The organism is Microbacterium hydrocarbonoxydans (assembly GCF_000956475.1).
Taxonomy (GTDB): Bacteria; Actinomycetota; Actinomycetes; order Actinomycetales; family Microbacteriaceae; genus Microbacterium; species Microbacterium hydrocarbonoxydans_A.
Genome location: NZ_JYJB01000010.1, coordinates 960,773 through 981,711 on the forward strand (window position 1 = coordinate 960,773; position 20,939 = coordinate 981,711).

At 69.8% G+C, this 20,939-nt stretch carries 19 protein-coding genes; 9 read left to right on the top strand and 10 right to left on the bottom strand.

Going from position 1 to position 20,939, the window contains the following annotated elements; genetic code table 11:
• Window positions 1-4 precede the first annotated feature (4 nt).
• Genes RS84_RS17245 through RS84_RS17260 form a run of 4 tightly spaced genes read left to right on the top strand, consistent with a single transcriptional unit; the run spans window position 5 to window position 4,119 of the window.
• Window positions 5-646, top strand: coding sequence for a DUF4129 domain-containing protein (locus RS84_RS17245; RefSeq protein WP_045258956.1), 642 nt, complete (start codon window positions 5-7; stop codon window positions 644-646).
• Window positions 643-1,848, top strand: coding sequence for a DUF4350 domain-containing protein (locus tag RS84_RS17250; protein ID WP_052676423.1), 1,206 nt, complete (start codon window positions 643-645; stop codon window positions 1,846-1,848). Before RS84_RS17245 ends, RS84_RS17250 begins: the two co-directional genes overlap by 4 nt.
• 38 nt (window positions 1,849-1,886) lie before the next feature.
• Window positions 1,887-2,810: an AAA family ATPase gene (locus tag RS84_RS17255; RefSeq protein WP_235281541.1), complete on the top strand. Its 924-nt coding sequence runs from the start codon at window positions 1,887-1,889 to the stop codon at window positions 2,808-2,810.
• 1 nt (window position 2,811) lies between these two features.
• The gene (locus RS84_RS17260) at window positions 2,812-4,119 is read left to right on the top strand and encodes a DUF58 domain-containing protein (RefSeq protein ID WP_045258958.1); all 1,308 of its coding nucleotides are present in this window, start codon (window positions 2,812-2,814) and stop codon (window positions 4,117-4,119) included.
• Between the two features lie 130 nt (window positions 4,120-4,249).
• Here RS84_RS17260 and RS84_RS17265 read toward each other — a convergent pair whose 3' ends face one another.
• Complete coding sequence (locus RS84_RS17265; RefSeq protein WP_045258959.1) at window positions 4,250-5,242, bottom strand: stage II sporulation protein M; 993 nt, start codon at window positions 5,240-5,242, stop codon at window positions 4,250-4,252.
• A 16-nt stretch (window positions 5,243-5,258) separates the two neighbouring features.
• Between RS84_RS17265 and RS84_RS17270 the strand changes: the two genes are divergently transcribed.
• Window positions 5,259-6,068: an RDD family protein gene (locus tag RS84_RS17270; protein ID WP_045258960.1), complete on the top strand. Its 810-nt coding sequence runs from the start codon at window positions 5,259-5,261 to the stop codon at window positions 6,066-6,068.
• 21 nt (window positions 6,069-6,089) lie between these two features.
• Here RS84_RS17270 and ahcY read toward each other — a convergent pair whose 3' ends face one another.
• The 5 genes from ahcY to RS84_RS17295 form a co-directional block, all read right to left on the bottom strand.
• Window positions 6,090-7,535, bottom strand: coding sequence for an adenosylhomocysteinase (gene ahcY, locus RS84_RS17275; protein WP_045258961.1), 1,446 nt, complete (start codon window positions 7,533-7,535; stop codon window positions 6,090-6,092).
• Between the two features lie 20 nt (window positions 7,536-7,555).
• A complete protein-coding gene (locus tag RS84_RS17280) occupies window positions 7,556-8,770 on the bottom strand; it encodes an ABC transporter permease (protein WP_045258962.1) in 1,215 nt (404 codons plus the stop codon).
• Window positions 8,767-9,549, bottom strand: a complete 783-nt coding sequence (locus RS84_RS17285; RefSeq protein ID WP_045259297.1) for an ABC transporter ATP-binding protein — start codon at window positions 9,547-9,549, stop codon at window positions 8,767-8,769. Before RS84_RS17285 ends, RS84_RS17280 begins: the two co-directional genes overlap by 4 nt.
• Entirely contained in the window at window positions 9,546-10,472 is a 927-nt protein-coding gene (locus RS84_RS17290; protein WP_045259298.1) for an efflux RND transporter periplasmic adaptor subunit, read from the bottom strand. Before RS84_RS17290 ends, RS84_RS17285 begins: the two co-directional genes overlap by 4 nt.
• Window positions 10,473-10,551: 79 nt before the next feature.
• Window positions 10,552-10,758 (bottom strand): DUF3499 family protein, encoded by a 207-nt coding sequence (locus tag RS84_RS17295; protein WP_045258963.1) that lies wholly within the window; start codon window positions 10,756-10,758, stop codon window positions 10,552-10,554.
• 72 nt (window positions 10,759-10,830) lie between these two features.
• On the opposite strand from RS84_RS17295, the gene RS84_RS17300 reads away from it, so the two are divergent.
• Window positions 10,831-11,259 carry a metallopeptidase family protein gene (locus RS84_RS17300; protein ID WP_235281518.1) on the top strand — a complete coding sequence of 143 codons (429 nt, stop codon included), beginning with the start codon at window positions 10,831-10,833 and terminating at the stop codon, window positions 11,257-11,259.
• Window positions 11,260-11,295: 36 nt separating this feature from the next.
• Here the strand turns inward: RS84_RS17300 and RS84_RS17305 are convergent, their stop codons facing one another.
• The 4 genes from RS84_RS17305 to manA form a co-directional block, all read right to left on the bottom strand.
• Complete coding sequence (locus tag RS84_RS17305) at window positions 11,296-12,678, bottom strand: DUF5719 family protein (RefSeq protein ID WP_045258964.1); 1,383 nt, start codon at window positions 12,676-12,678, stop codon at window positions 11,296-11,298.
• Entirely contained in the window at window positions 12,675-15,650 is a 2,976-nt protein-coding gene (locus RS84_RS17310) for a glycosyltransferase (protein ID WP_082062245.1), read from the bottom strand. Before RS84_RS17310 ends, RS84_RS17305 begins: the two co-directional genes overlap by 4 nt.
• An 82-nt stretch (window positions 15,651-15,732) precedes the next feature.
• The gene (locus tag RS84_RS17315) at window positions 15,733-16,050 is read right to left on the bottom strand and encodes a WhiB family transcriptional regulator (protein ID WP_082062246.1); all 318 of its coding nucleotides are present in this window, start codon (window positions 16,048-16,050) and stop codon (window positions 15,733-15,735) included.
• Window positions 16,051-16,277: 227 nt separating this feature from the next.
• Window positions 16,278-17,399 carry a mannose-6-phosphate isomerase, class I gene (gene manA, locus RS84_RS17320; protein ID WP_045258965.1) on the bottom strand — a complete coding sequence of 374 codons (1,122 nt, stop codon included), beginning with the start codon at window positions 17,397-17,399 and terminating at the stop codon, window positions 16,278-16,280.
• A gap of 88 nt (window positions 17,400-17,487) precedes the next feature.
• Between manA and RS84_RS17325 the strand changes: the two genes are divergently transcribed.
• The 3 genes from RS84_RS17325 to RS84_RS17335 are packed head-to-tail and all read left to right on the top strand — an operon-like array spanning window position 17,488 to window position 20,786.
• Window positions 17,488-17,988, top strand: a complete 501-nt coding sequence (locus RS84_RS17325; protein WP_200892033.1) for an adenylyltransferase/cytidyltransferase family protein — start codon at window positions 17,488-17,490, stop codon at window positions 17,986-17,988.
• A 54-nt stretch (window positions 17,989-18,042) separates the two neighbouring features.
• Entirely contained in the window at window positions 18,043-19,491 is a 1,449-nt protein-coding gene (locus tag RS84_RS17330; protein ID WP_235281519.1) for an O-antigen ligase family protein, read from the top strand.
• Window positions 19,488-20,786 (top strand): O-antigen ligase family protein, encoded by a 1,299-nt coding sequence (locus RS84_RS17335; protein ID WP_052676424.1) that lies wholly within the window; start codon window positions 19,488-19,490, stop codon window positions 20,784-20,786. The genes RS84_RS17330 and RS84_RS17335 overlap by 4 nt, the downstream gene beginning before the upstream one ends.
• Window positions 20,787-20,939: the final 153 nt, after the last annotated feature.

Below are 20,939 nucleotides of genomic sequence, written 5' to 3' on the forward strand. Positions count from 1 at the left end.
CGGCATGGGCGTCCGCTTCGGCGACGTGTACGTGCCCGACGGCGATGAGGCGCGCCGGTGGGCCGAAGAGGAGCTCGCGCAGCAGAAGTACGCCGAGGCGAAGCCCACCTGGTTCGACCGGCTCGCCCAGAGCGTCTGGGACTTCATCGCAGGCCTGTTCAATCCCGAGCGCACCGCGAACGTCGGCCCCAGCGCCCTCATCATCGTGAGCGTCCTGATCGTCGCAGCGCTCGTGACCGTACTGATCATCTGGGGCAGGCCGCGTCGCTCCCAGGCCGTGCGCGCTGCGCGCACCGCACTTCTCGGAGCCGAGGACGACCGCACGGCCGCCCAGCTGCGCGCCGACGCCGGACGTCTGGCCGCGGCGGGCGACTGGGATGAGGCCACCGTGCTCCGGTTCCGCGCCCTGGCTCGCGGACTCCTGGAAAGGGACCTGATCGATCCCGCGCCCGGCGCGACGGCTCAGGCGATCGCCCGCGAGGTCGGCGCCGTGTTCCCCGCCGAAGCCGCGCCCGTCCGCGCGGCGGCGGTGTCCTTCGACGACGTCCGCTACCTTCGCCACCCTGCGACCGCGGACACGTACGCCCAGCTTGCGGCGACCGACGATCGGCTCTCGGCACTGCGCCTGGGGGCGGTGCCCGCGTGACGACCCTCGTTCCCGATTACGTCGCGTCGACCGTCGAGGCGCCCGACAGGAAGACGCGCATCCGCTCCCTTGTCGGCTGGGCCGTCGTCGTCGCCCTCGTGGTCGGCGGCGCGTTCCTCGCGATCCGCGTCGCCACGACGGCGCCGAGCTGGCACGACGCGCTCGATCCGGAAGGGGTCGGCGACACGGGGTCGATGGCTCTGGCGGAGATCCTCCGCCGGCAGGGCGTCGAGGTCGAGGTGCACCGCTCGCGCATCGACGCCGCCGCCGCGGTGGACGATGACACCACTCTCGTGATGGCGAATCCTGTGACGCTCACCGATGACGGCGTCGAGGAGCTCATCTCCTCCGCCGAGCGCGTCGTCTTCCTCTCCGCCGGCACGCACCTGCTGTCCCTCCTGGACATGGGCGACAGCGCCGCCGGGGCCGGCAGCGCCGTCTCTGCGCGATGCGATGTCCCCGAGTTCGCCCAGGTGGGGACGATCCGTCCGGATCGCATGTTCGCGCCGGCGGACGGCGTGCAGGGATGCTTCCGCGATTCCGAGGGCGACGGCGCCACGGTGCTGATCGACGACTCGGACGGGGTCCGCCGTACAGTCGTCGACGGGGCACGGCTGTTCAGCAACGCGCGGCTGGCCGAGGACGGCAACGCCGCTCTGGGCCTCGCCCTGCTGGGCCAGACGTCGAAAGTCGTCTGGTACGTGCCGTCCTACGAGGACACCGACATCGAAGCCGAATCGCCGGAGACCCTCGGCACGCTGACGCCCGACTGGCTGACCCCCGCGATCCTGCTCCTGCTCCTGACGGGGCTCGCCGCGGGCCTGTGGCGCGGGCGCCGCTTCGGTCCGCTCGTCGCGGAGTCGCTGCCGGTGACGGTGCGCGCCTCCGAGACCATGCACGGCCGGGCCCGCCTCACGGCCCGAGCCGGCGATGCGGCGCACGCGGCCGAGGCCCTGCGCGACGGCAGCAGACGCCGGCTCGCGAAGCGGCTGGGCCTGGCCGTGACCGCGACGGCCGATGAGATCGCCGACGCGGCCGCCGACCGCCTGCGGATCCCCCGGGGCTCTCTGCAGAATCTGCTGGCGGGGGATCTCCCCCGCGACGACACCTCACTCATCCTTTACGCACGACAGCTCGCAGAGCTGGAGGCCTCGGTCGACAACTCGCGCGCTCTGCCAGACACACCCGGAGGACATTCGTGACCGCTGAGAACTTCAACGACGCCGAGCTGCGGCAGGCGATGCATCGTGTGCGAGCCGAGGTCGACAAGGCCGTCGTCGGCCAGGCCGGCACCGTCACCGGGCTCCTGGTCTCACTCCTCGCCCGCGGCCACGTGCTGCTCGAGGGCGTCCCCGGGGTGGCGAAGACGCTCGTCGTGCGCTCGTTCGCCCGTGCCCTGGGTCTCGACACCAAGCGCGTGCAGTTCACGCCCGACCTGATGCCGGGTGATGTGACCGGCTCTCTCGTCTACGACGCCCGCACCGGAGAATTCGACTTCCGGGCGGGCCCGGTCTTCACCAACATCCTGCTCGCCGACGAGATCAACCGCACCCCGCCCAAGACTCAGGCCGCGCTCCTCGAGGCGATGGAGGAGCGCCAGGTGTCGGCGGACGGCGTGAGCCGCGCCCTTCCCGACCCGTTCCTCGTCGCCGCCACGCAGAACCCGATCGAGCACGAGGGAACCTACTCACTGCCGGAGGCGCAGCTCGACCGCTTCCTGATGAAGCTCGTCGTGGGGATGCCGGAGCGCGACTCGGAAGTCGCGGTGCTGCGCAAGCACGCCTCGGGCTTCTCCCCGCGAGAGCTCACAGGTGTCGAGGCGGCGGTCTCAGCCGACGAGATCCGCGCGGCGCAGGATGCCGCCTCCCGCGTCGAGGTCACCGACGACGTCCTCGGCTACGTCGTGGACCTCGCCAGGGCCACCCGCCAGTCCCCGTCGGTCGAGCTCGGGGCGAGCCCCCGCGCGTCGACGGGGCTGCTCGCGGCGGCCAAGGCCTGGGCATGGCTGAACGCCTCGACCGCGGTGACCCCCGACCACATCCAGACCATGCTGGTGCCGGTGTGGCGTCACCGTCTGCAGCTGCGCCCCGACGCCCAGATGGAGGGCGTGTCGGCAGATGCCGTGCTGACCTCCGTCGTACAGCAGACCAGGGTGCCGATCTAAGGTGTTCGTCACCGGCCGTCTCCCGATCGCTGTCGGCATCGGCGTCGTTCCGCTGGTCCTCGCGGGACTCTCCGGCTTCTCCGGCTATGCCGCGCTGGGGATCTGGGTGCTGCTGTGCGCCGCCCTGGTCCTGATCGACGTTCTTCTCGCCGCTAGCCCTGCCAGGGTCGTCGTGACGCGCCGCGTCCCTGCGCGCAGTCGCCTCGGCGAGCCGGTGCCGGTCAGCGTCGCGCTGCACAACATCGGCTCGCGGACGCTCGACGCGGTCATCCGCGACGCCTGGCAGCCCACGGCGGGCGCCCCCGCCGCACGCCAGCGACTCAGCATCCCCGCCGGAGAGCGGCGGCGTGTCGACATCCCGCTGATTCCCCGCCGCCGCGGCGAGCTCGTGAGCGAGTTCGTCATGGTGCGCTCCCGCGGTCACCTGGGGATCGCGGGGCGGCAGGCCAGGCATCGGGTCCGCGGCGCCATCCGAGTGCTGCCCGCGTTCTCCTCGCGCAAGCACCTTCCCTCGCGGCTCGCACGGCTGCGCGAGCTCGACGGCAACACCAGCATCCAGGTGCGCGGCCAGGGCACCGAATTCGACTCCCTGCGCGAGTACGTGCGGGGCGACGACGTGCGATCGATCGACTGGCGCGCCACTGCGCGCGCCGGCACCACCATGCTGCGCACCTGGCGCCCTGAGCGCGACCGTCACGTGGTGATCATCATCGACACCGGCCGCACGGCTGCGGCGCGCGTCGGCGACGGCACAAGGGTCGACGCCGCGCTCGAGGCCACGCTGCTGCTCGCGGCGCTCGCGTCGCGAGCCGGCGACCATGTGCACCTTCTCATGTACGACCGCGTCGTCCGGGCCCGAGTCACCGGGGTCGAGGGTGCGGCACTGCTCCCCGCACTGACCGACGCCATGGCACCCGTGCATGCGCGGCTCGTCGACACCGACTGGACGGGCGCGTTCGCCGCCGTCCGCACCCTCACGACACGCCCCTCGCTGATCGTCGTCCTCACCGCTCAGGACGCCGCGGAGTCTGCACGCGGTTTCCTCGGCGCATTCCCCGACGCCTCGCGCGCCACATCGATCCTCGTCGGCTCGGTGACGGATGACGGCGTCGCCGCGCTCGCTGAGCAGCGTGGGTCGAGAGAGGACATCTACCTCGCCGCAGCCGCCGAGCGGACAATGCGCGATGCGGAGAACGTCGCGGACGCGATCCGCCGCGCGGGAGGCGAGGCGCTTGCCGCCGACCCCGAGGCGCTCCCGCCCCGCATCGCCGATCGTTATCTCGAGCTGAAGGCGGCCGGTCGGCTCTGAGCCTCCGCGGCAGGCGTGCGAATAGTCGGACTTTCGCGACGACACGCCGCACGAGCATCCGTTTCGCCCGGCGCGTCGACCGGTTCTCCGACTTTTCGCACCACCGAGGGCACGAGCCTCGCGTCCGACCTCAGCCGGCGACCAGCCGCGGGGTTCCCGCCTCGTACTCGACGAGGTCTCCGGTCTGACCCTGGCGGTGGGCGCGCCCGCCGATCACGAGCATGTAGATCAGGAACACGGCGAGCGCGGCCGCCCCGATTCCGATCTTCACGGGCCACGGCAGCGACCAGCCCGTGACGAAGCCCTCGACGAGTCCGGCCAGGAACAGGCCGAACACGAGTCCGATCGCCACTGTCGCAAGCGATCGCCCCTCGGCCGCCAGTGCCTCTCCGCGCGTGCGACGCCCCGGGGCGACCCACGCCCAGAACAGGTGGAGTCCTCCGGCGGCGGCGACGAACAGACACGTCAGCTCGAGCATTCCGTGGGGCAGGATGTACAGCAGCATGATGTCTCCGCGATCGTGCGCGATCATGACCGCCCCCGACACCCCGACGGAGATGGCGTTGTTCATCATGGTCCACACCGGCCAGAACCCGGTCACGCCGAACAGCACGCACTGGGCGGCGAGCCAGGCGTTGTTCGTCCACACCACACCCATGAAGACCGCCGCCGGATTCTCGGTGTAATACTGCGTGAACTCCTCTTCCGCGTAGGCGTCGAGAAGATCCGCCGGACCGAGGGCGGCGATCAGCGCCGGGTCGCCGGATATCCAGAAGGCGGTGCCGAACGCGATCGCCAGGAAGACGGCCGCGATCACGAGCGTCGTCCAGCGGAGCCGGTACAGGGCGGCCGGCAGCTGGAGAGCGAAGAATCGCCCCGCCATGGTGAGGATGCTGTCGGAGGTGCCGGTGAGCCGGAGCCTTGCGCGCGCGAGCACGGTCGACAGGTACGCGCCCTGCGGAGAATCACCCACCGAGGTCTTCAATTCCGCGAGATCGGCGGATGCTGCGCGATAGCGAACGATCAGTTCGTCGACACCGGACCCGTCCAGGGACGCGCGGCTGAGCTCATCGAGCCGCTTCCACTCGGCGCGGCGTGCATCTGTCAGCGCATCGGCATCCACCTGATTTACTGTACTCATGTCCGTGCCGATCGATACCGCAGACGAGGTCCTGTCGGGCGAAGCAGTCGTGCTCGATGTGCAGCCGATCGGCTTCCTGCTCCGCGCAGCCGGCGCCGCGATCGACATGCTCGTCGGCTACCTCGTGCTGGTGCTGTGGATGTTCCTCCGGCAGTGGATGCTGAATCTCGGGATCATCGGCGACGCCGTCGATCGGATCGCCAACGTCGTGTCGATCGTCTTCTGCTTCCTCGTGCTCCCGGTGACGGTCGAGATCATCACGAAGGGCCGCAGCCTCGGCAAGCTCGCTGTGGGAGGACGCATCGTCCGGATCGACGGCGGAGCCATCGGCTTCCGCCACGCGTTCATCCGCGGACTGCTCGGTGTCCTTGAGGTCTACATGACATTCGGCGGGCTCGCGATCCTCGTCGGCGCGTTCAACGCGCGCTCGCAGCGACTGGGAGACCTGGTCGCAGGCACGTACAGTCAGCGCGTGCGCACTCCGCGTCTGATGATCTCGGAGCCGGTCCTCCCTCCGGCCCTCCACGGCTGGGCGCAGATCGCCGATGTCGCGCGCATGCCCGACCGGCTCGCCCGCCGCATCTCGCAGTTCCTGCAGACGGCACCGAACATGGTCCCCGCCGCCCGCTCTCGCGTGGCGCAGAACCTGCTGGCAGAGGCCGCGCCGTTCGTCTCGCCGATCCCGGCCGCTCCTCCGGAGATGGTGCTCGTGGGCGTCACGGTGCTGCGCCGCGAGCGCGAGCGCCGCGCGCTCGAGTTCGCGAACGCCCGCACCGAGAAGCTCACCGGTCGCCGCGTCACGCTCTGATCACGCGGCGGCCGACCGGACTCAGTACCGGTAGTGCTCGAGCTTGTAGGGACCCTCGACCGGCACGCCGATGTACGAGGCCTGCTCCGGGGTCAGCTCTGTGAGCTGCACGCCCACCGCGTCGAGATGCAGGCGTGCCACCTTCTCGTCCAGCGCCTTCGGCAGGACGTAGACGCCGGTCGGATACGCCTCGATGTTCGTGAACAGCTCGAGCTGAGCGAGCACCTGGTTCGTGAACGAGGCGCTCATCACGAACGACGGGTGGCCGGTCGCGTTTCCGAGGTTCATCAGTCGGCCCTCGCTGAGCACGAGCACGCTGCGACCCGTCGGCAGACGCCACTCGTGCACCTGCGGCTTGATCTCGATCTTCTCGGCGCCCTCGAGCGCTTCGAGGCCCGCCATGTCGATCTCGTTGTCGAAGTGGCCGACGTTCGCGACGATCGCCAGGTGCTTGAGTGCGAGCAGGTGCTCGGTGGTGACGACGTCGCGGTTGCCCGTGCCGGTGACCACGATGTCGACCTCGCCCGCCACGTCGATCAGTCGGGCGACCTGGAAGCCGTCCATGGCGGCCTGCAGCGCGCAGATCGGGTCGACCTCGCTGACGATGACGCGGGCTCCCTGTCCGCGCAGCGCCTCTGCGGCGCCCTTGCCGACGTCGCCGTAACCGCACACGAAGGCGACCTTGCCCCCCATCAGCACGTCGGTCGCCCGGTTCAGCCCGTCGGGCAGGGAATGGCGGATGCCGTACTTGTTGTCGAACTTGCTCTTGGTGACCGAGTCGTTGACGTTGATCGCGGGGAACAGCAGCTCGCCGGATGCCGCGAGCTCGTAGAGCCGGTGAACGCCGGTCGTGGTCTCCTCCGTGACGCCGATGAGACCAGCGGCGACCTTGGTCCACCGGTCTGCGGACGATGCGAGCGAGCGGCGCAGCAGGTCGAGGATGATCGAGTACTCGTGAGAGTCGGCATCCGTCGTCTCGGGCACGGCGCCCGCCTTCTCGAACTCGACGCCCTTGTGCACGAGCAGCGTGGCGTCTCCCCCGTCGTCGAGGATGAGGTTCGGTCCGTCGACGCCGGCGGATGACCAGTCGAAGATGCGCTCGGTGCAGGCCCAGTACTCCTCGAGGCTCTCGCCCTTCCACGCGAAGACGGGAACGCCCGCGGGTGCGTCGACGGTTCCCGCGGGGCCGACCACGACCGCCGCGGCAGCCTCGTCCTGAGTGGAGAAGATGTTGCAGCTCGCCCAGCGCACCTCGGCGCCCAGCGCCGTCAGGGTCTCGATGAGCACGGCCGTCTGCACGGTCATGTGCAGCGAGCCCGCGATGCGCGCGCCCTTGAGCGGCTGCGCGGCGCCGAACTCCTCGCGCAGCGCCATCAGGCCCGGCATCTCGTTCTCTGCGAGCCGCAGCTGATGACGGCCGGCTTCGGCGAGGGACAGATCTGCGACGCGGTACTCGAGCTCAGGCATCCCCCTATTCTCGCATCACCTCAGAACCGGATCGCATCGATGACCTTGACCCGCAGCGCGACGAGCGCGGGTATGAATCCGGCGATCGCGCCGACCGCGACCGAGGCGATCAGGCCGATCACCGCCGCGCGCATGGGGAACGGCGGCACGTCCTGAATGCCGGAGAACATCGTGGGAACCACGAGATCGCTGCGCAGCACCGCCACGACGATCGCGATGCCGATCACGCCGGCGATCGTGGTCGCCACCAGGCTCTCCAGCAGCACCGAGAAGAAGACCCGACCGGAGGAGGCGCCGAAGGCGCGGCGCACACCGATCTCGCGGACCCGCTGGCGCATCGCGACGAGCTGGATGTTGATCAGGCTGAGGGCGCCGAGGGCGAGGATCACGCCGGCGATCCCTCCCGTGACGAGTTCGAAGGTCGCCATCGAGTCCTCCGCACCCGGCTGGGCCGCCCAGTCCGTCCGGTTCACCGACACGTCGACCCCGTCTGGGAGTCCCGCTCGCAGGTCCATCGCGAGCACAGGCCCGATCTCGGTCGCGGCCTGCTTGTCGACCCAGACCTCGTAGACCGGCACGATCCCCTCAGGGAAGCCGTCGATCCTGGCCGTGTAGGCGTCGTAGAGAACGTCGATCCGCGGCTCCTCGTCCCACGGGCCCTGCCTCGGCGTGACTCCGACGACCTGGTAGCTCCCTCCCGCGTCGCCGAGCACGGTGAGAACCGGATGCTGCGTGAGCGGCACCCGTCCGATCCGATCCCACAGCGGTTCGCTGATCACGATGGCAGGGGCGAGCGCGAGCGCGTCGTCGGCCCGGAGCCAGCGGCCCTCGAGGAGCTTCTCACGATGGATGGCGGCGAAGGCCGGATCGAACGCCCGGGTGGGCAGGTCCATCACTCCCTCGCTCAGCTGCACGGGCAGTGTGAGGCCCTGAACCGTGCGCGAGACGTGGCTGAACCCGAAGCGCTCGCTCACGCGTTCGAAACGCTCGGAGAAGTCGTCGACATCGATGGATGCGCCGCTGTCGCTGTACGGCGCGACCGCGATCGTCGCGGCGCGCCCGCCCCACCGGTCGGACTGCTCGGTCTGATACTGCTTCTGATACTCCGAGAAGGCGATGACGGCCGTGAGAGCGGCGACCGAGACCGCGATGCCGATGAGACTCAGCAGCACGCGCAGCTTGTGCACCCGGATCTCCGCCCAGGCGTCGGCGAGCGCGCCGAAGAAGCCGCTCATCCAGCCACCTCCTCCGCGGGCTCCGGCGACATCCCGACGGTGACCGGTCCGGCGGGAACGGGCTCGGCGAGCGTCGACGCCTCGAACGCTCGCGTGAGGTCGGCGGGTGCGAGAAGTCCCGCGTCGAGCCGGTAGTGCCTGCGGGCCCTGGCCGCGACATGCAGATCGTGCGTGATCGTCACGAGCGCGGCCTCCGTCTCGGTCGCCACCTCGTCGAGGAGGCTCATGACAGATGCGCCGGTGTCGATATCGAGAGCCCCTGTGGGCTCATCGGCGAGGATCAGCACCGGTCTGCGCACGAGCGCCCTCGCGATCGCCACGCGCTGCTGCTCACCTCCAGACAGCCGATCGGCGAGTTGGTCGATGCGATGGCCGAGACCGACCCGCTCGAGCATGTCGGCGGCGATCTGACGCCGATTCCAGAACATCCGCCCTCGCGCGTGCCCGAGCGGCATCATCACGTTGTCGAGCGCCGTCCTCCCGGGCAGCAGGTTGAACTGCTGGAACACGAAGCCGACATTGTTCCCGCGCAGCCGGTCGAGCCGCCCTGATCGCATGCGCCGGACCTCCGCGCCCTCGAACGCGACCGTTCCTGTGGTCGGGGCGTCGAGCATCCCCAGGATGTTCAGGAGCGTGGATTTACCCGAACCCGAGCGTCCGACGATCGAGACGTGGTCCCCTGCTCCCACCTCCAGGCTGACTCCGCGCAGGATCTCGAGGGTGGAGTCGTCGGCGAGCGTCACGCTCTTGGTGACGTCGTCGAGGCGGACGAGGCTCACCAGCTCGTCCCGGTGTCGCACTGCTCGACGCCGGGTGCGACCTCGTAGCAGTTCTCCTGCACAGGAGCGACGAATCCGGGCACGAACTGCCTGATCGACTCGCCCTCCTCGAGACCCGAGAGGACCTCGACGATCGTGCCGTCGTTGACGCCCAGAGTGATCGCCCGCTCTTCCGGGGCGGCGCCATCGCCGGCATCCACCCAGACGTTCCCCGTGCCTGCTCCGCCCTGCACCGCGGTCACAGGGACCACGAGCGCATCGTCGACCTGGCCGAGGGCGAGATCGAGGGCGGCCGGGAGCCCGGCGAAGACCACCTGATCGGCGGGCACCGCACAGCGCACGCTCGCGGTCCCCTCCGTGCCCACCTCGACTCGCACGCCTGTGCATGTGAAGGGCGCGGGTCCCCCGGTGATGGTGACGGATGCATCGGTCGGTGCGTTCACGAGCCGGTACAGCTGCACGGGCTCGACCGTGGCGAGCACGTGGTAGCGCGCCGGTGTGAGCGTGTACGTCTCGAGGCCGACGCTCGCCGCCTGCCCCTTCACGAGGGCGATGTCGGAGACCTCCCCCGCCTCGGGGGCGAGAACGTCGACGTCCTTCTTCGGGTCGTCCTGCTTGACCGTGAACAGCTTCTGCCCTGCGGCGACGGTCGCCCCTTCGGAGACGTGCACGGCGGTCACCGTGCCGGTGACCTCGCTGCGGACGGTGTAGTCCTCATCGCGTGCCACGTTGCCGCTGAGCGACAGCTCATTGACGACCGAGCCTCGTTCGACCGCGACCACCGGATCGGTGACGGACGCCTCGGGTGCGGTCTGCGCGACGGTGCGATCGGGGAAGAACGCGATCTTCACCAGGGCCGCAGCCCCCGCGGCCAGGACGATCACGAGAAGCAGAGGGAAGATCCAGCGACGCCAGACGATCACGGCAGCCTTTCCGGACGCGCCACCGTGGTGCATCCGGAGTCAGCATATCCAGAAAATGATTTTCGGGTATGGAGATTCCTCAGGCGCGCAGCGCCTCGTGGCGCACCACGAGCCACCCGGCCGGTACGGAGAGCCGATCCGCATGCGGCGAGCACAGATCATGCGCGTTCGGATGCGTGCTGAGCCCGAGCGGACCCAGCGCCGCCATCTGATCGCCGTAGTCATAGGTGAGCGTCGCCACCGCTTCTCGCGCGCAGCCGACCTTCGAGCACAGTCTTCCGTCCATCTCCGTCAGGCTACGTCCGCGGGAGGCGCGAACAGCGGATGCCGCGCCGCACCACGCCGTAGACTTCTGGACATGCCTCGTCGTCGTGCCGATCGTGCCGCCGCAGCCCCGCGTCGCGGGGACCGCCACGGTCGCCACGGCCGGCTCGGCCGCAGCGAGGTCGTGCGCCCGCCGCTTGCGCCTCTCGATGGGCGCATCGATCGGTTCGACCTCATCGTCGGCACGGCCGTCGAGTTCCTCCGCGGCAGCTGGACCGAACTGCAGGACGTGCGCTTCGAGATCGGCGCGATGCCGATGCATGAGGCGGGAGACGAGGTTCCGCGCTGGCACCTGGACCGTGAGAACGGGCGCATCGTGCTGTTCCGCCTGCCGATCGAGCGTCTGCTGCCCCCTGGACACGATGACGCTGCACATCGGCGCATGGCCATCGAGGGCGCCGTGTTCCGCGCAGCCGCCGAGTACGTGGGTCGCGAGCCCTGGGATCTGGGCCACGATCACTGACAGCATCCGGCCCGCGGGACGCAGAGCCGTCCCGCCTCAGGGGTAGACGACGATGCTCTGCTGTGCGGCGGCTCCCGGCCACACCGGCCATGCCGCCAGAGCGCCCTTCGCCGTCATCGCGACCTCTGCGTGGACGGGACCTGCGGGGTCGAGCGAGTAGACCGCCCGCACGTCCACCTCGGCGGACGCCGACGATCCGGCCGGAACAGTGATGTTCTGCGCCTCGCCACCTGAGGTCGGGGCGAGCGCGACCGTCACGTCGGACTCTCCGTCGTTGGCGAGATAGAGCGTCGCAGAGGGACCCGCTGGCACGGCGACGAGTACCTCGTCGGCGATCTCGGGCGCGGGGAGAACCCAGGAGAAGTCACTGCCTGGTGCGACGCCGTCCTGCACGCGCACACCGGCCAGCACACTCGACCCCGCATCGACGTAGACGGTGTACAGCCCGGGGTCGAGGTTCGACAGACCGACCTGCGTGGGCGCATCCGCCGTCAGGTCGACGTCGAACGAGCTGGCGACGCGCGACTGGCCGAGCTCGCGAACCGTCACATGCGCGGTCGTGTCGGCTCCCGGCGAGAGCAGTCGCAGGATCGCTGCCGCGGAGTCGTCGCTTTCATCGGGGAAGAGCTGTACGCCGGGAATCACCGGATGCTGCTGCGGGGCGGTGAGGGAATCCTGCAGGTCGATGCCGATCGGGTCGAGGGTCTGCGTGAGCGACGACTGGAGCACCGCCCGCACGGGCGCGCCTTCGGCCGAGATCTTGACGACGGGGGCTTCCGAGCCGCTCGCGATCGACGAGAGCGGGATCGCGAGCTGGCCTCCGGCCGGAACGATCGACGTGCTCGTACCGCGGACCGTGCCGTAGACCGTGAGGGTCACGGTGGACGGAACGGCTCCCGGGTTGGTGAGGACCACCAGGTCCTGCGAGCCGATCGCGACGGTGCCGCCCAGCAGCCACGATTCGCTGGCAGCCGGCCGGCAGGGCGCAGCCGCGAATCCTGCGAGATCGTCGGCGCTGACGGTCACGGATTCGGAGGCGCCGATCAGGGGCGCCGTGCCATCCTCCACAGCGGCCGAAAGTCGCCGCACTTCGCCGCCGCCCTGCAGATCGGCAGGCGTGAGGGGTGAGACCTCGGGAGAGCCAGAGGAGGCATCGGAGATGAACCGTGCGGATGCCGCGGGCACCATCTGCAGCGGGTTCGAGGAGTCGCGCCCGAGGGCCCTGAAGTCGCCGTTGCACACCACGACCGTGTCGCCGGGCTGCGGCGTGACCTGCGCCTGCGCGGGATCGTGCGCGATCGTGGGCCAGGGGGCGGCGACTGCGACGACCATCCCGACTGCGCAGGCCGCGGCGACGACGGCGCCCGTGAGCAGGCGTGCGCTGGTCGCTGCGACGCGAATCGCCCGGTTGCCCGTCATCGCTTCTCCTCCTGCTCGGATTCGTCCGTGGCCTCGTTCGTCGGCTCCGGCGCGGGGCCGTCGGCCGACCCGGCAGCGGACGCCGAGTCGCTCGCGTGCAGCTCTCGAGACTCCGCGACAGCATCCATCTCCGCATCGTCAGGATGGCGTGGCAGGACCAGCGGTTCGTCGGGGGCCCTTCCGACGATGCGCGACTGCGCCCGCGCGGCCCGGCGCGAGGCGCGAGTCGGGATCGACAGCAGCAGCGCGGCGATCAACAGAACGAGCTGCACGGTGGTCACGGTGCGCGCGGTGGCATGCTGCCCCGCAGTCAGCGAGCCGCGGTCCGACGCGTCCTCCTGGAGGCTCCACAGCTCGCCCCGGTCGGTTGTGCCTGCGTGCACGAACCCGTCGCGCTGGTTGAGCGCCGCGACGGCCGCCGAGTTCAGCGCCACTGCGCGGTCATCCGCGCGAGGCGTCGTCGCGAGAAGCACGTAGCTGATCCCCTCCGCGCCGAGTTCGCCTGCGGCGTCGAAGTCGCGTGCGGAGAGCAGGTCGACCGAGAGATCGGTGATGTCGCTGCCATGGATGTTCGTCGCTGTCGACATCATCGTCGTCTGGGCTCCGAGGGTCTCGCTGGCGCCCCACACGACCTCTGCGGCCAGACCGCCGTCGTTCTGCGGGGTGAGCACGAGCGTGCCGATCGGCTGCTCTCCTGCGGCCTGCGCGGCGACGTACGCGGGCAGGGTGGAATCGGGACCGTTGGTCAGCACGCGCTCATCGCCCGCGAGGTGGAACGACAGCAGCGCTGGCGCCGCGCTGACCACGACGGCGACTGCGGCCACGGTCGCGCCGAGCAGCCTGATGCGCGGCATCGTGAGCATGGTGTCGAGAGTCACGAGCGCAGCGCCCGTGACACCGATCCAGGCGAGGCTGAGCCCTGCGCCCGGCCAGACCGCCACCGGTGTGCCCTGCGCGAAGGAGACCGCGATGCCGACGGCGAGGAACGCCGTCGCGAAGCCGAGCAGGGCGACCACGAGCAGCGTGATGCCCGCCCGCCAGCGCGGTGCGATCGCCGACATGAGAGCCAGCACCGCGAGCGGTGCGAGGAGGATGCCTGCCCAGAACCCGAACGGCGCGGGAAGAACGCTCAGCCAGCCGCCGAGATCGACCGTCGGGAAGCCCATCGCCAGGGCGAGCCGACCCGCGGCATCCGCGCTCGCCTGCGGCCCAGCCCAGATCATGCCCGGGTCGGCCAGCACGGCGATCAGGCTGCCGTGCGACTGCTGCCAGAGGGCGAGCGGAGCGAACAGGGCCGCGGCGGGGAACGGCAGCCAGAGCAGCCGCACCGCTCCCCGGAAGCGCGCGCCGCCGAGTGTGATGGCCAGGGCGATCACCCAGAGCACCAGAAGGGCGGGCACGAGAGAGGGCGAGCAGGCGGCGACAGCGGCGAAGACGATGGATGCCGCACCCGCCGCGCCCCAGGACCGATGCGCGACGACCGCAGTGTGGAACAGCCAGGGCAGCAGCAGATGCACCAGCACGCCCGTCGGGCGTCCGTCGACGAGCGCCGTCAGGAAGGTGGGGGCACACGCCCAGACGACCCCCGCGAAGATGCGCAGGCCCGCGCGGTCGGTGACACGGGTGGCGGCGAACCATCCGCCGAGCACCGCGAGCGGCAGCGCCAGGATCCACAGCAGAACGAGCGCGAACGAGGGCCCGGCCGGCCACAGCGATCCGAGGACCGCGATGACCGATGCGAACGGATCGGCCGGACCGACGAGATCGACGCCGACTCCGCGCAGCCCCCACGCCGCGTCGTTCCACAGCGCTTCGACCGTCCGGCGCAGCGGGAGCAGAGCGCCGCCCCCGAGCACAGGCCAGGCCAGCATCTCCGTGAACGCGGCGACGCTGACCACGAGGGCGGCGAGCACCGCCCAGGCGCCGCCGCCGGAGAAGAAGTGCAGCTCGCTGAGAGCGCCGCCCTCGCTGCCGTGACCGTCGTCGAGACGGCGATGCAGTTCGCCGCGGCTGACGCGCAGCGGAGTGATGCTCGCCCAGCTCGATGTGCGGAAGGAGCGGATGCTGCGCCGCGAGCGCGCGATCGCACCGAATCGGAACATCGCGGTGAGCGCGGCACCCCACTCGGGGAGCACCGCCTCGGGCCGCTTGCCCACCAGGTGCGTGATCGAGCGCCAGAGCGCGAGCGGAAGAAGTGCGAGCCAATGCAGCGGCAGCGCGGGCGTCGGAGCGTAGGAGAGCCGCCGATGAAGCTGCGCCAGGCGCGTGACGAAGGCGCTGCGCGATCGGCCGGAGGGGAGGGCTGCAGGCCCGTCGGGCGAGACGGAGATGCGCGCGGATGGCGTGAGCACGACCCGTCCGCCGCCGAGCCGCGCACGGACGCCGAGGTCGAGCCCCTCATCGGCGCCGGCGAGCGCGCGGTCCGGGCGCAGATCGTCGCGGACTTCACTGCGGATCAGGAGACCCCGGATGTCGGCGCCGAGCGCTTCGTCACGACCGTCGTGCTGCCCCTGGTCGAGTTCGCCTGCCGCGAGCTCGACCGAGCGGCCGAGCGCCGTCATGCTGACGCCGAGCGACACGATCTCGCGATCGTCGTCGACCTGCACGAGCTTCGGCGCGATGATCGCTGCGGATGGTGAGCGCTCGAGACTGCCCACGAGCCGCTCGAGCGCGCGCGGGTGCGGTGCGGTGTCGTGCGCGAGCAGCCAGAGGGATGCATCCTCGGCGACTCGCGGTCGGGCGAGTTCCACCGCGTCGGCGAACGAGGTGCCGTGGCGCGCTTCGATGATGCCCTCCACCAGCCCCGCGACGGTCTCGCTCTCGCGAACGCCGGCGGCATCGCCGCACATCACGAGCGTGATCGCGCTCGGCGGGGTCGTCTGCGCGCGCAGCGCGTCCAGGGTGCGGAGCAGTTGAGCACGGGCCGACGATCCGGGGCGCGCGACGATGATGGCGTGAACTCGGGCTGGCATGACGTGGTCAGCCTAAGCGCGCTGTCCCGGCCGGGAACGCAGCGGGCGCGGCGCGCCCGCGAAGCTGTGAGAGTTCGTCGTCTCAGCTGGCGCGGCGCTTGAGCTTGCGACGCTCACGCTCGGAGAGCCCGCCCCAGATGCCGAAGCGCTCATCGTTCTGCAGCGCATACTCGAGGCATTCGCTGCGGACATCGCACGAGGTGCAGATGCGCTTGGCGTCACGCGTGGAGCCGCCCTTCTCGGGGAAGAAGGCCTCGGGGTCGGTCTGCGAGCACAGTGCGTCGCTCTGCCAGGCGAGAGCGTTGTCGTCGTCGGCTTCGACCTTGCGGACCCCGGGAACGCCGAGATTGATCGGATCGACGAACCAGTTCTCCGGTACGTCCGAACGGTAACCCGTCATCTGGATCCTCCAACCCTTGTAAATCCGCCCCCCGGCGGGCCGTGCACAACTAATTACACCCGTGTGATTCGCATCGGTCAAGTCGCGGACTATAAACCCTCAATATTGTCTTGAAGGTTCATGACACCCTGTCGGCGTGTCGCGATCCCTCGGCCAGGGCGAGAGACGCGTTTGGTCTCAGGCGCTGTGCTCCCCGCTCAACGACCCAGTGGGGCCACCGTCCGCGGTCAGCGCCCCGGCGTGGCGACGAACGCTTCGCCCGCGCCTGAGAGCGTGAGCGACGTCTCGTCCTCGGTCGCGAAGACCCCGCGGCCGATCGGAACCGCTCGTGACACGGCATCCGCTCCGCTCACGGCCACTTCGCCCGCGGTCGCAAGCACCATGGCAGGCCCGGCGACGGCGACCTCTATCGGATCGCCTGAGAGCGCGATCCGCCGCAGCGCGAAATCGGGGACATCAACCGGGTACTCGGTGACCGCGCCGCGCGTCGACGGTCGCAGCACCGGCACCGCTCCCGGGGTCGTGTCGAGGATCGACAGCAGCTCGGGCACGTCGATGCGCTTGGGGGTGAGGCCGCCGCGCAGCACGTTGTCGCTGGCCGCCATGATCTCCACGCCGAGCCCCGAGATGTACGCGTGCAAGAGTCCCGCCCGCAGAAAGACGCCCTCGCCGCGCGACAGCACCAGATGGTTCATGAGCAGCGCGACGACCACGCCGGGGTCGCCCGGGTACACGCCCGCGATGCCCGCCGCCGCGCGCAGAGCGTCCGCCCACTCCCCCGATTCCGACTCGGCGGCATCGCGGACGGCGGCGATGATCGCGTCCACGTCGTGCTGCGCATCACCCGACAGCAGCCATTCGATCGTGTCGCGCAGCACGTCGCCGTCTCCCGCGAGGCGTGTCCGGAGGGGATCGGCCGGGGTGCCGATGAGTTCGAGCAGCCGCAGCGTGTCGGCGACCGGCCGCAGTCCGCTCAGCGATTCGAAGCGGTCGCTGAGCGCGACGATGAGCTCGGGCTTGTGATTGGCATCTCGATAGTTGCGGGCCGGGTCGTCCATCGCGAGGCCGGCTTCACGCTCCCAGCCCTCGCGTGCCTGAGGGAGGGTGGGGTGCACCTGGATCGACAGCGGGGATCCTGCGGCGAGCAGCTTCAGCAGGTAGGGAAGGCTTCCGCCGGTGATCGAGTCGAGAGTGCGGTCGCCGTCGACATCGGCCGGGTCACCAGGGTGATCGCCGAACCAGACCTCGGCCTCCGGTGCCGATGACGGAGCGCGCCCTTCGAGCTCGGCAAGCAGCGTGCGCGACCCCCACGCATAGTCACGGGGCACATTCGACAGGTTCAGCAGCATGCCCCCAGAGTAGAGCTCCGGCGTGAGCGCAGCCGGGCACCCCGACGGGAGAGGGGACGCCGGGACGACTTCGGTTAGAGTTCTCAAGATGTCCGTCCGTCACGAGGTCCAGAGGAGCACGATGCCATCCAAGGAGCACCAGGATTACAACCCGGGTCCGCGGGTGGGGATCACGTTCTCGACCTTCGATCTGCTGCACGCGGGGCACATCATGATGCTCGCCGAGGCGAAGCGGCAGTGCGATTACCTCATCTGCGGTCTGCAGATGGACCCCACGCTCGACCGTCCGGAGAAGAACGCCCCCACCCAGACCGTGGTCGAGCGGTACATCCAGCTGCGCGGCTGCGAGTACGTCGACGAGATCGTGCCGTACTCGACGGAGCAGGACCTCGAAGACATCCTGCGCTCGTTCAAGCTCGACGTGCGCATCGTCGGCGACGAGTACGAGGACCGCGACTTCACCGGCCGCACCTACTGCGAAGAGGCGGGTATCGAGCTGTACTTCAACAGCCGCGACCACCGCTTCTCCAGCTCCGGCCTGCGCAAGATCGTCGCCGCCAAAGAAGCCGAACGCACCGCCAACGCCTGAACGCCCGCGCTCCCCGTCCTCTTCGCAGCACGAGAACCTCAGCCGAGGCGCGGCGTGAGCACAGCACGGCGCGGTAGCCTGAACGCGATGGCGCAGTACACGAAGCATCCGGTCGCAGCCCCGCCCACCGCGCCAGAGCGCGAGTCGACGGGGCATCTGCTGCTGCGCGGGTACATCATCCTCGTGCTGATCGTCACCTTCGCGCACGCCGCCGTCTACAACCTGGTCGGACAGCTCGGCGCAGGAGTCGTGCTGGGAGCGTTCCTCCTGGCCACTCTCGGCATCGGCATCCCGATGCTCGCGAGACAGCATCCGCAGCCCTTCGCCTGGCGACGTCTGCCCTGGTCGGCCGTGGGCTATACGGTGCTCGCGCTCGTGTCGGTCGCGTGGTCGCAGTGGCGCGAGGCCACAGTCGTCACCTGGCTCCTGCTGGCGGCGATCACGGTGAACGCCCTGTTCATCGCGCACGCGCTCACCTGGCGCGAGATCGTGAGGGCGCTGGCGTCGGCGTTCAAGTGGATCCTCGGACTGTCGCTGGCGCTCGAGCTGTGGGTGTCGCTCGTGCTCCAGCACGCGCTGCTGCCCAACTTCGTCGATCTGCCTGCGGGGAAGATCGACCCCCAGTGGTACTGGGTCCGCGACAACCTGTTCGACGGAGGTCGTCTGCAGGGCATCGTCGGCAACGCGAACCTTCTCGGAATCATCAGTCTGTTCGCGATCATCACCTTCGGCGTGCTGTACGCCGCCCGCGTGCGCTGGCGCACCACGCTCGCCCTGTGGACGCTGCTCGCCGCATACTTCCTCTTCCGCGCCGCGTCGGCGACCGCGTACGTGTGCGCGGCGGCCGCCGTGGTCGTGCTCGTCGTCGCGCTCCTCATGCGCCGCGCCCGCACCCCGCGGAGCCGGACGCGCATCTACGCCGTCGCGATCGGCGGCTCGCTCGTGCTCGGTGCCGCCGCGTGGTTGCTTCGCGAGCCGCTCCTCGGCGTCATCGGACGCAGCTCCGACCTCACCGGGCGGTCGAACAAGATCTGGGCCTCCGTGATCGATCGCTGGCAGCAGCATCCGCTCTTCGGCAACGGGTTCTCGAGCCCGTGGCTGCCCTCCGATCCCGCGTTCGCGAACTGGATCGAGGACCACGGCATCACCGTGTTCCACGCGCACAACATGTGGCTCGACGTCCTCATGCAGCTCGGCGTGCTCGGGACGATCCTGATCGCGATCGCCTTCCTCAGCCTGCTCTGGCGATCGTGGTTCTTCGCGGTCGACCGCCCACGGTGGGATCTCGTCGCCCACCGCGAATACTCGCCGCTCACGCTGCTGCCCAGCCTGTTCACCGTCGTCCTCCTGGTGCAGGGGCTCACCGAGTCCACGCCGATCATGCTGTGGGGCTGGATGCTGCTCATCCTGCTGTCGTTCAAGCTCAAGACCACGCCGCTGCTCGGCGTCGGCGAGCGCGAACGCGTGATCGAACGCGGCGGGCGACGCCGGCGGGTGCCGTGACGGCTGGTCGTCGGATCAGCGGCCTGCTCGGCTCGGCGGAGATGGCGAGAGCCTTCACGATCGCCGTCCTGACAGCCGTGTTCGCAGCGCTGTCCATCGAGCGGATGTCGTCGCCCGTCACGCTCGCGACGGTGATCTCGCTGCTGTGCCTGCTCGGTGCCGCGATCCTCTGGGTGCGGCGCGAGGAGCTCTCGGTGCTGCGCGTCGCGCCGACGTCGCTGCTGGTGTTCCTCGCCTGGGCGCTGGTGAGCCTGGTGTGGACCACGGACAAGTCCGACACGCTGTTCGCGTGGATGGCGCTGTTCGGCTACGGCTTCCTCGCGATCACGGTCGGGCACATCCGCGACACCCTGCAGACCGTGCGCGCGCTCGGCGACAGCCTTCGCCTGCTGCTGCTGGTGTCGCTCGGAGTCGAGATCCTCTCCGGGGTCCTCTTCGATGTGCCTTTCACGTTCCTCGGGGTGCAGGGGAATCTCGCGCTCGGCGGCCCGATCCAGGGGATCTTCGGCAGCCGCAACATGCTCGGCTTCGTGGCGGTGATCGCCCTCATCACCTTCGCGATCGAATGGCGGTCGCAGTCGCTCGACGCGAGGATCGCCGTCCCCTCCATCGCGCTGGCGGCCATGCTCGCCGTGCTGTCGGCGTCCCCCACGGTCCTCGTGCTCGCATTCGCTGTCGCCGTCGTGACCGTCGCGCTCACGATCGTCCGGCATGCTCCCGCCGAGCGCCGCAACGCCGTGCAGTGGGTTCTCGGGGCGCTCGTCGCGATGGCGCTGACCGCGGCATTCGCGCTGCGGCATCCGATCATCGCCCTGATGGATGCAGGATCCGACTTCTCGATCCGGGCGACCCTGTGGAACACGATCCTCGATTTCGTCGCCGTCAAGCCGATCCAGGGGTGGGGTTGGGTCGGCGGCTGGCCGGCGGGCGAGTATCCGTTCAACTACATCAACTTCACGCTCGACGACCACCACCAGAGCGCCCTGAACTCGTACTTCGACGTACTGCTGCAGCTCGGGTCGGCGGGTCTCGTGCTCTTCCTGCTGCTGGGCGGCATCGCCACGGTGCGTTCGTGGCTCGTCGCGAGCGTGCGGCGATCGGTCGTCTACGCGTGGACGCCGCTCATGCTCGTCACCCTCGCCGTCGAGTCGATGTTCGAGAGCTTCACGATCGTGGGCGCGGGCTGGTTCCTGCTCGTCCTGTGCGCCCTGCGGGCCGGGCAGTCACGGTCGTGGCGCGAGAACATCGATGCAGCGCAGACCGGGACCATGCCGACGCTGCGCGGCGAAGCCTGAGCGTCGGTTGACCTCTTCGAAACGGCGACTGTGCGGTGGAGGAAAGCCCTCCACCGCCATGAGGTGATTCGGTGCGATCCCAGCATTCGATCATCGAAGACCGGATAAGCTACTCCCTGCTCGTCCAGTCCCGCCCGCTCAACCTGCGATGCC

Coding starts and splice junctions, on each gene's coding strand:
- RS84_RS17305 (WP_045258964.1), bottom strand. CDS start 12,678: ATGACGGGCAACCGGGCGATTCGCGTCGCAGCGACCAGCGCACGCCTG.
- ahcY (WP_045258961.1), bottom strand. CDS start 7,535: ATGCCTGAGCTCGAGTACCGCGTCGCAGATCTGTCCCTCGCCGAAGCC.
- RS84_RS17270 (WP_045258960.1), top strand. CDS start 5,259: ATGTCCGTGCCGATCGATACCGCAGACGAGGTCCTGTCGGGCGAAGCA.
- RS84_RS17315 (WP_082062246.1), bottom strand. CDS start 16,050: ATGACGGGTTACCGTTCGGACGTACCGGAGAACTGGTTCGTCGATCCG.
- RS84_RS17310 (WP_082062245.1), bottom strand. CDS start 15,650: ATGCCAGCCCGAGTTCACGCCATCATCGTCGCGCGCCCCGGATCGTCG.
- RS84_RS17280 (WP_045258962.1), bottom strand. CDS start 8,770: ATGAGCGGCTTCTTCGGCGCGCTCGCCGACGCCTGGGCGGAGATCCGG.
- RS84_RS17325 (WP_200892033.1), top strand. CDS start 17,488: ATGTCCGTCCGTCACGAGGTCCAGAGGAGCACGATGCCATCCAAGGAG.
- RS84_RS17255 (WP_235281541.1), top strand. CDS start 1,887: ATGCATCGTGTGCGAGCCGAGGTCGACAAGGCCGTCGTCGGCCAGGCC.
- RS84_RS17295 (WP_045258963.1), bottom strand. CDS start 10,758: ATGGACGGAAGACTGTGCTCGAAGGTCGGCTGCGCGCGAGAAGCGGTG.
- manA (WP_045258965.1), bottom strand. CDS start 17,399: ATGCTGCTGAACCTGTCGAATGTGCCCCGTGACTATGCGTGGGGGTCG.
- RS84_RS17300 (WP_235281518.1), top strand. CDS start 10,831: ATGCCTCGTCGTCGTGCCGATCGTGCCGCCGCAGCCCCGCGTCGCGGG.
- RS84_RS17245 (WP_045258956.1), top strand. CDS start 5: ATGGGCGTCCGCTTCGGCGACGTGTACGTGCCCGACGGCGATGAGGCG.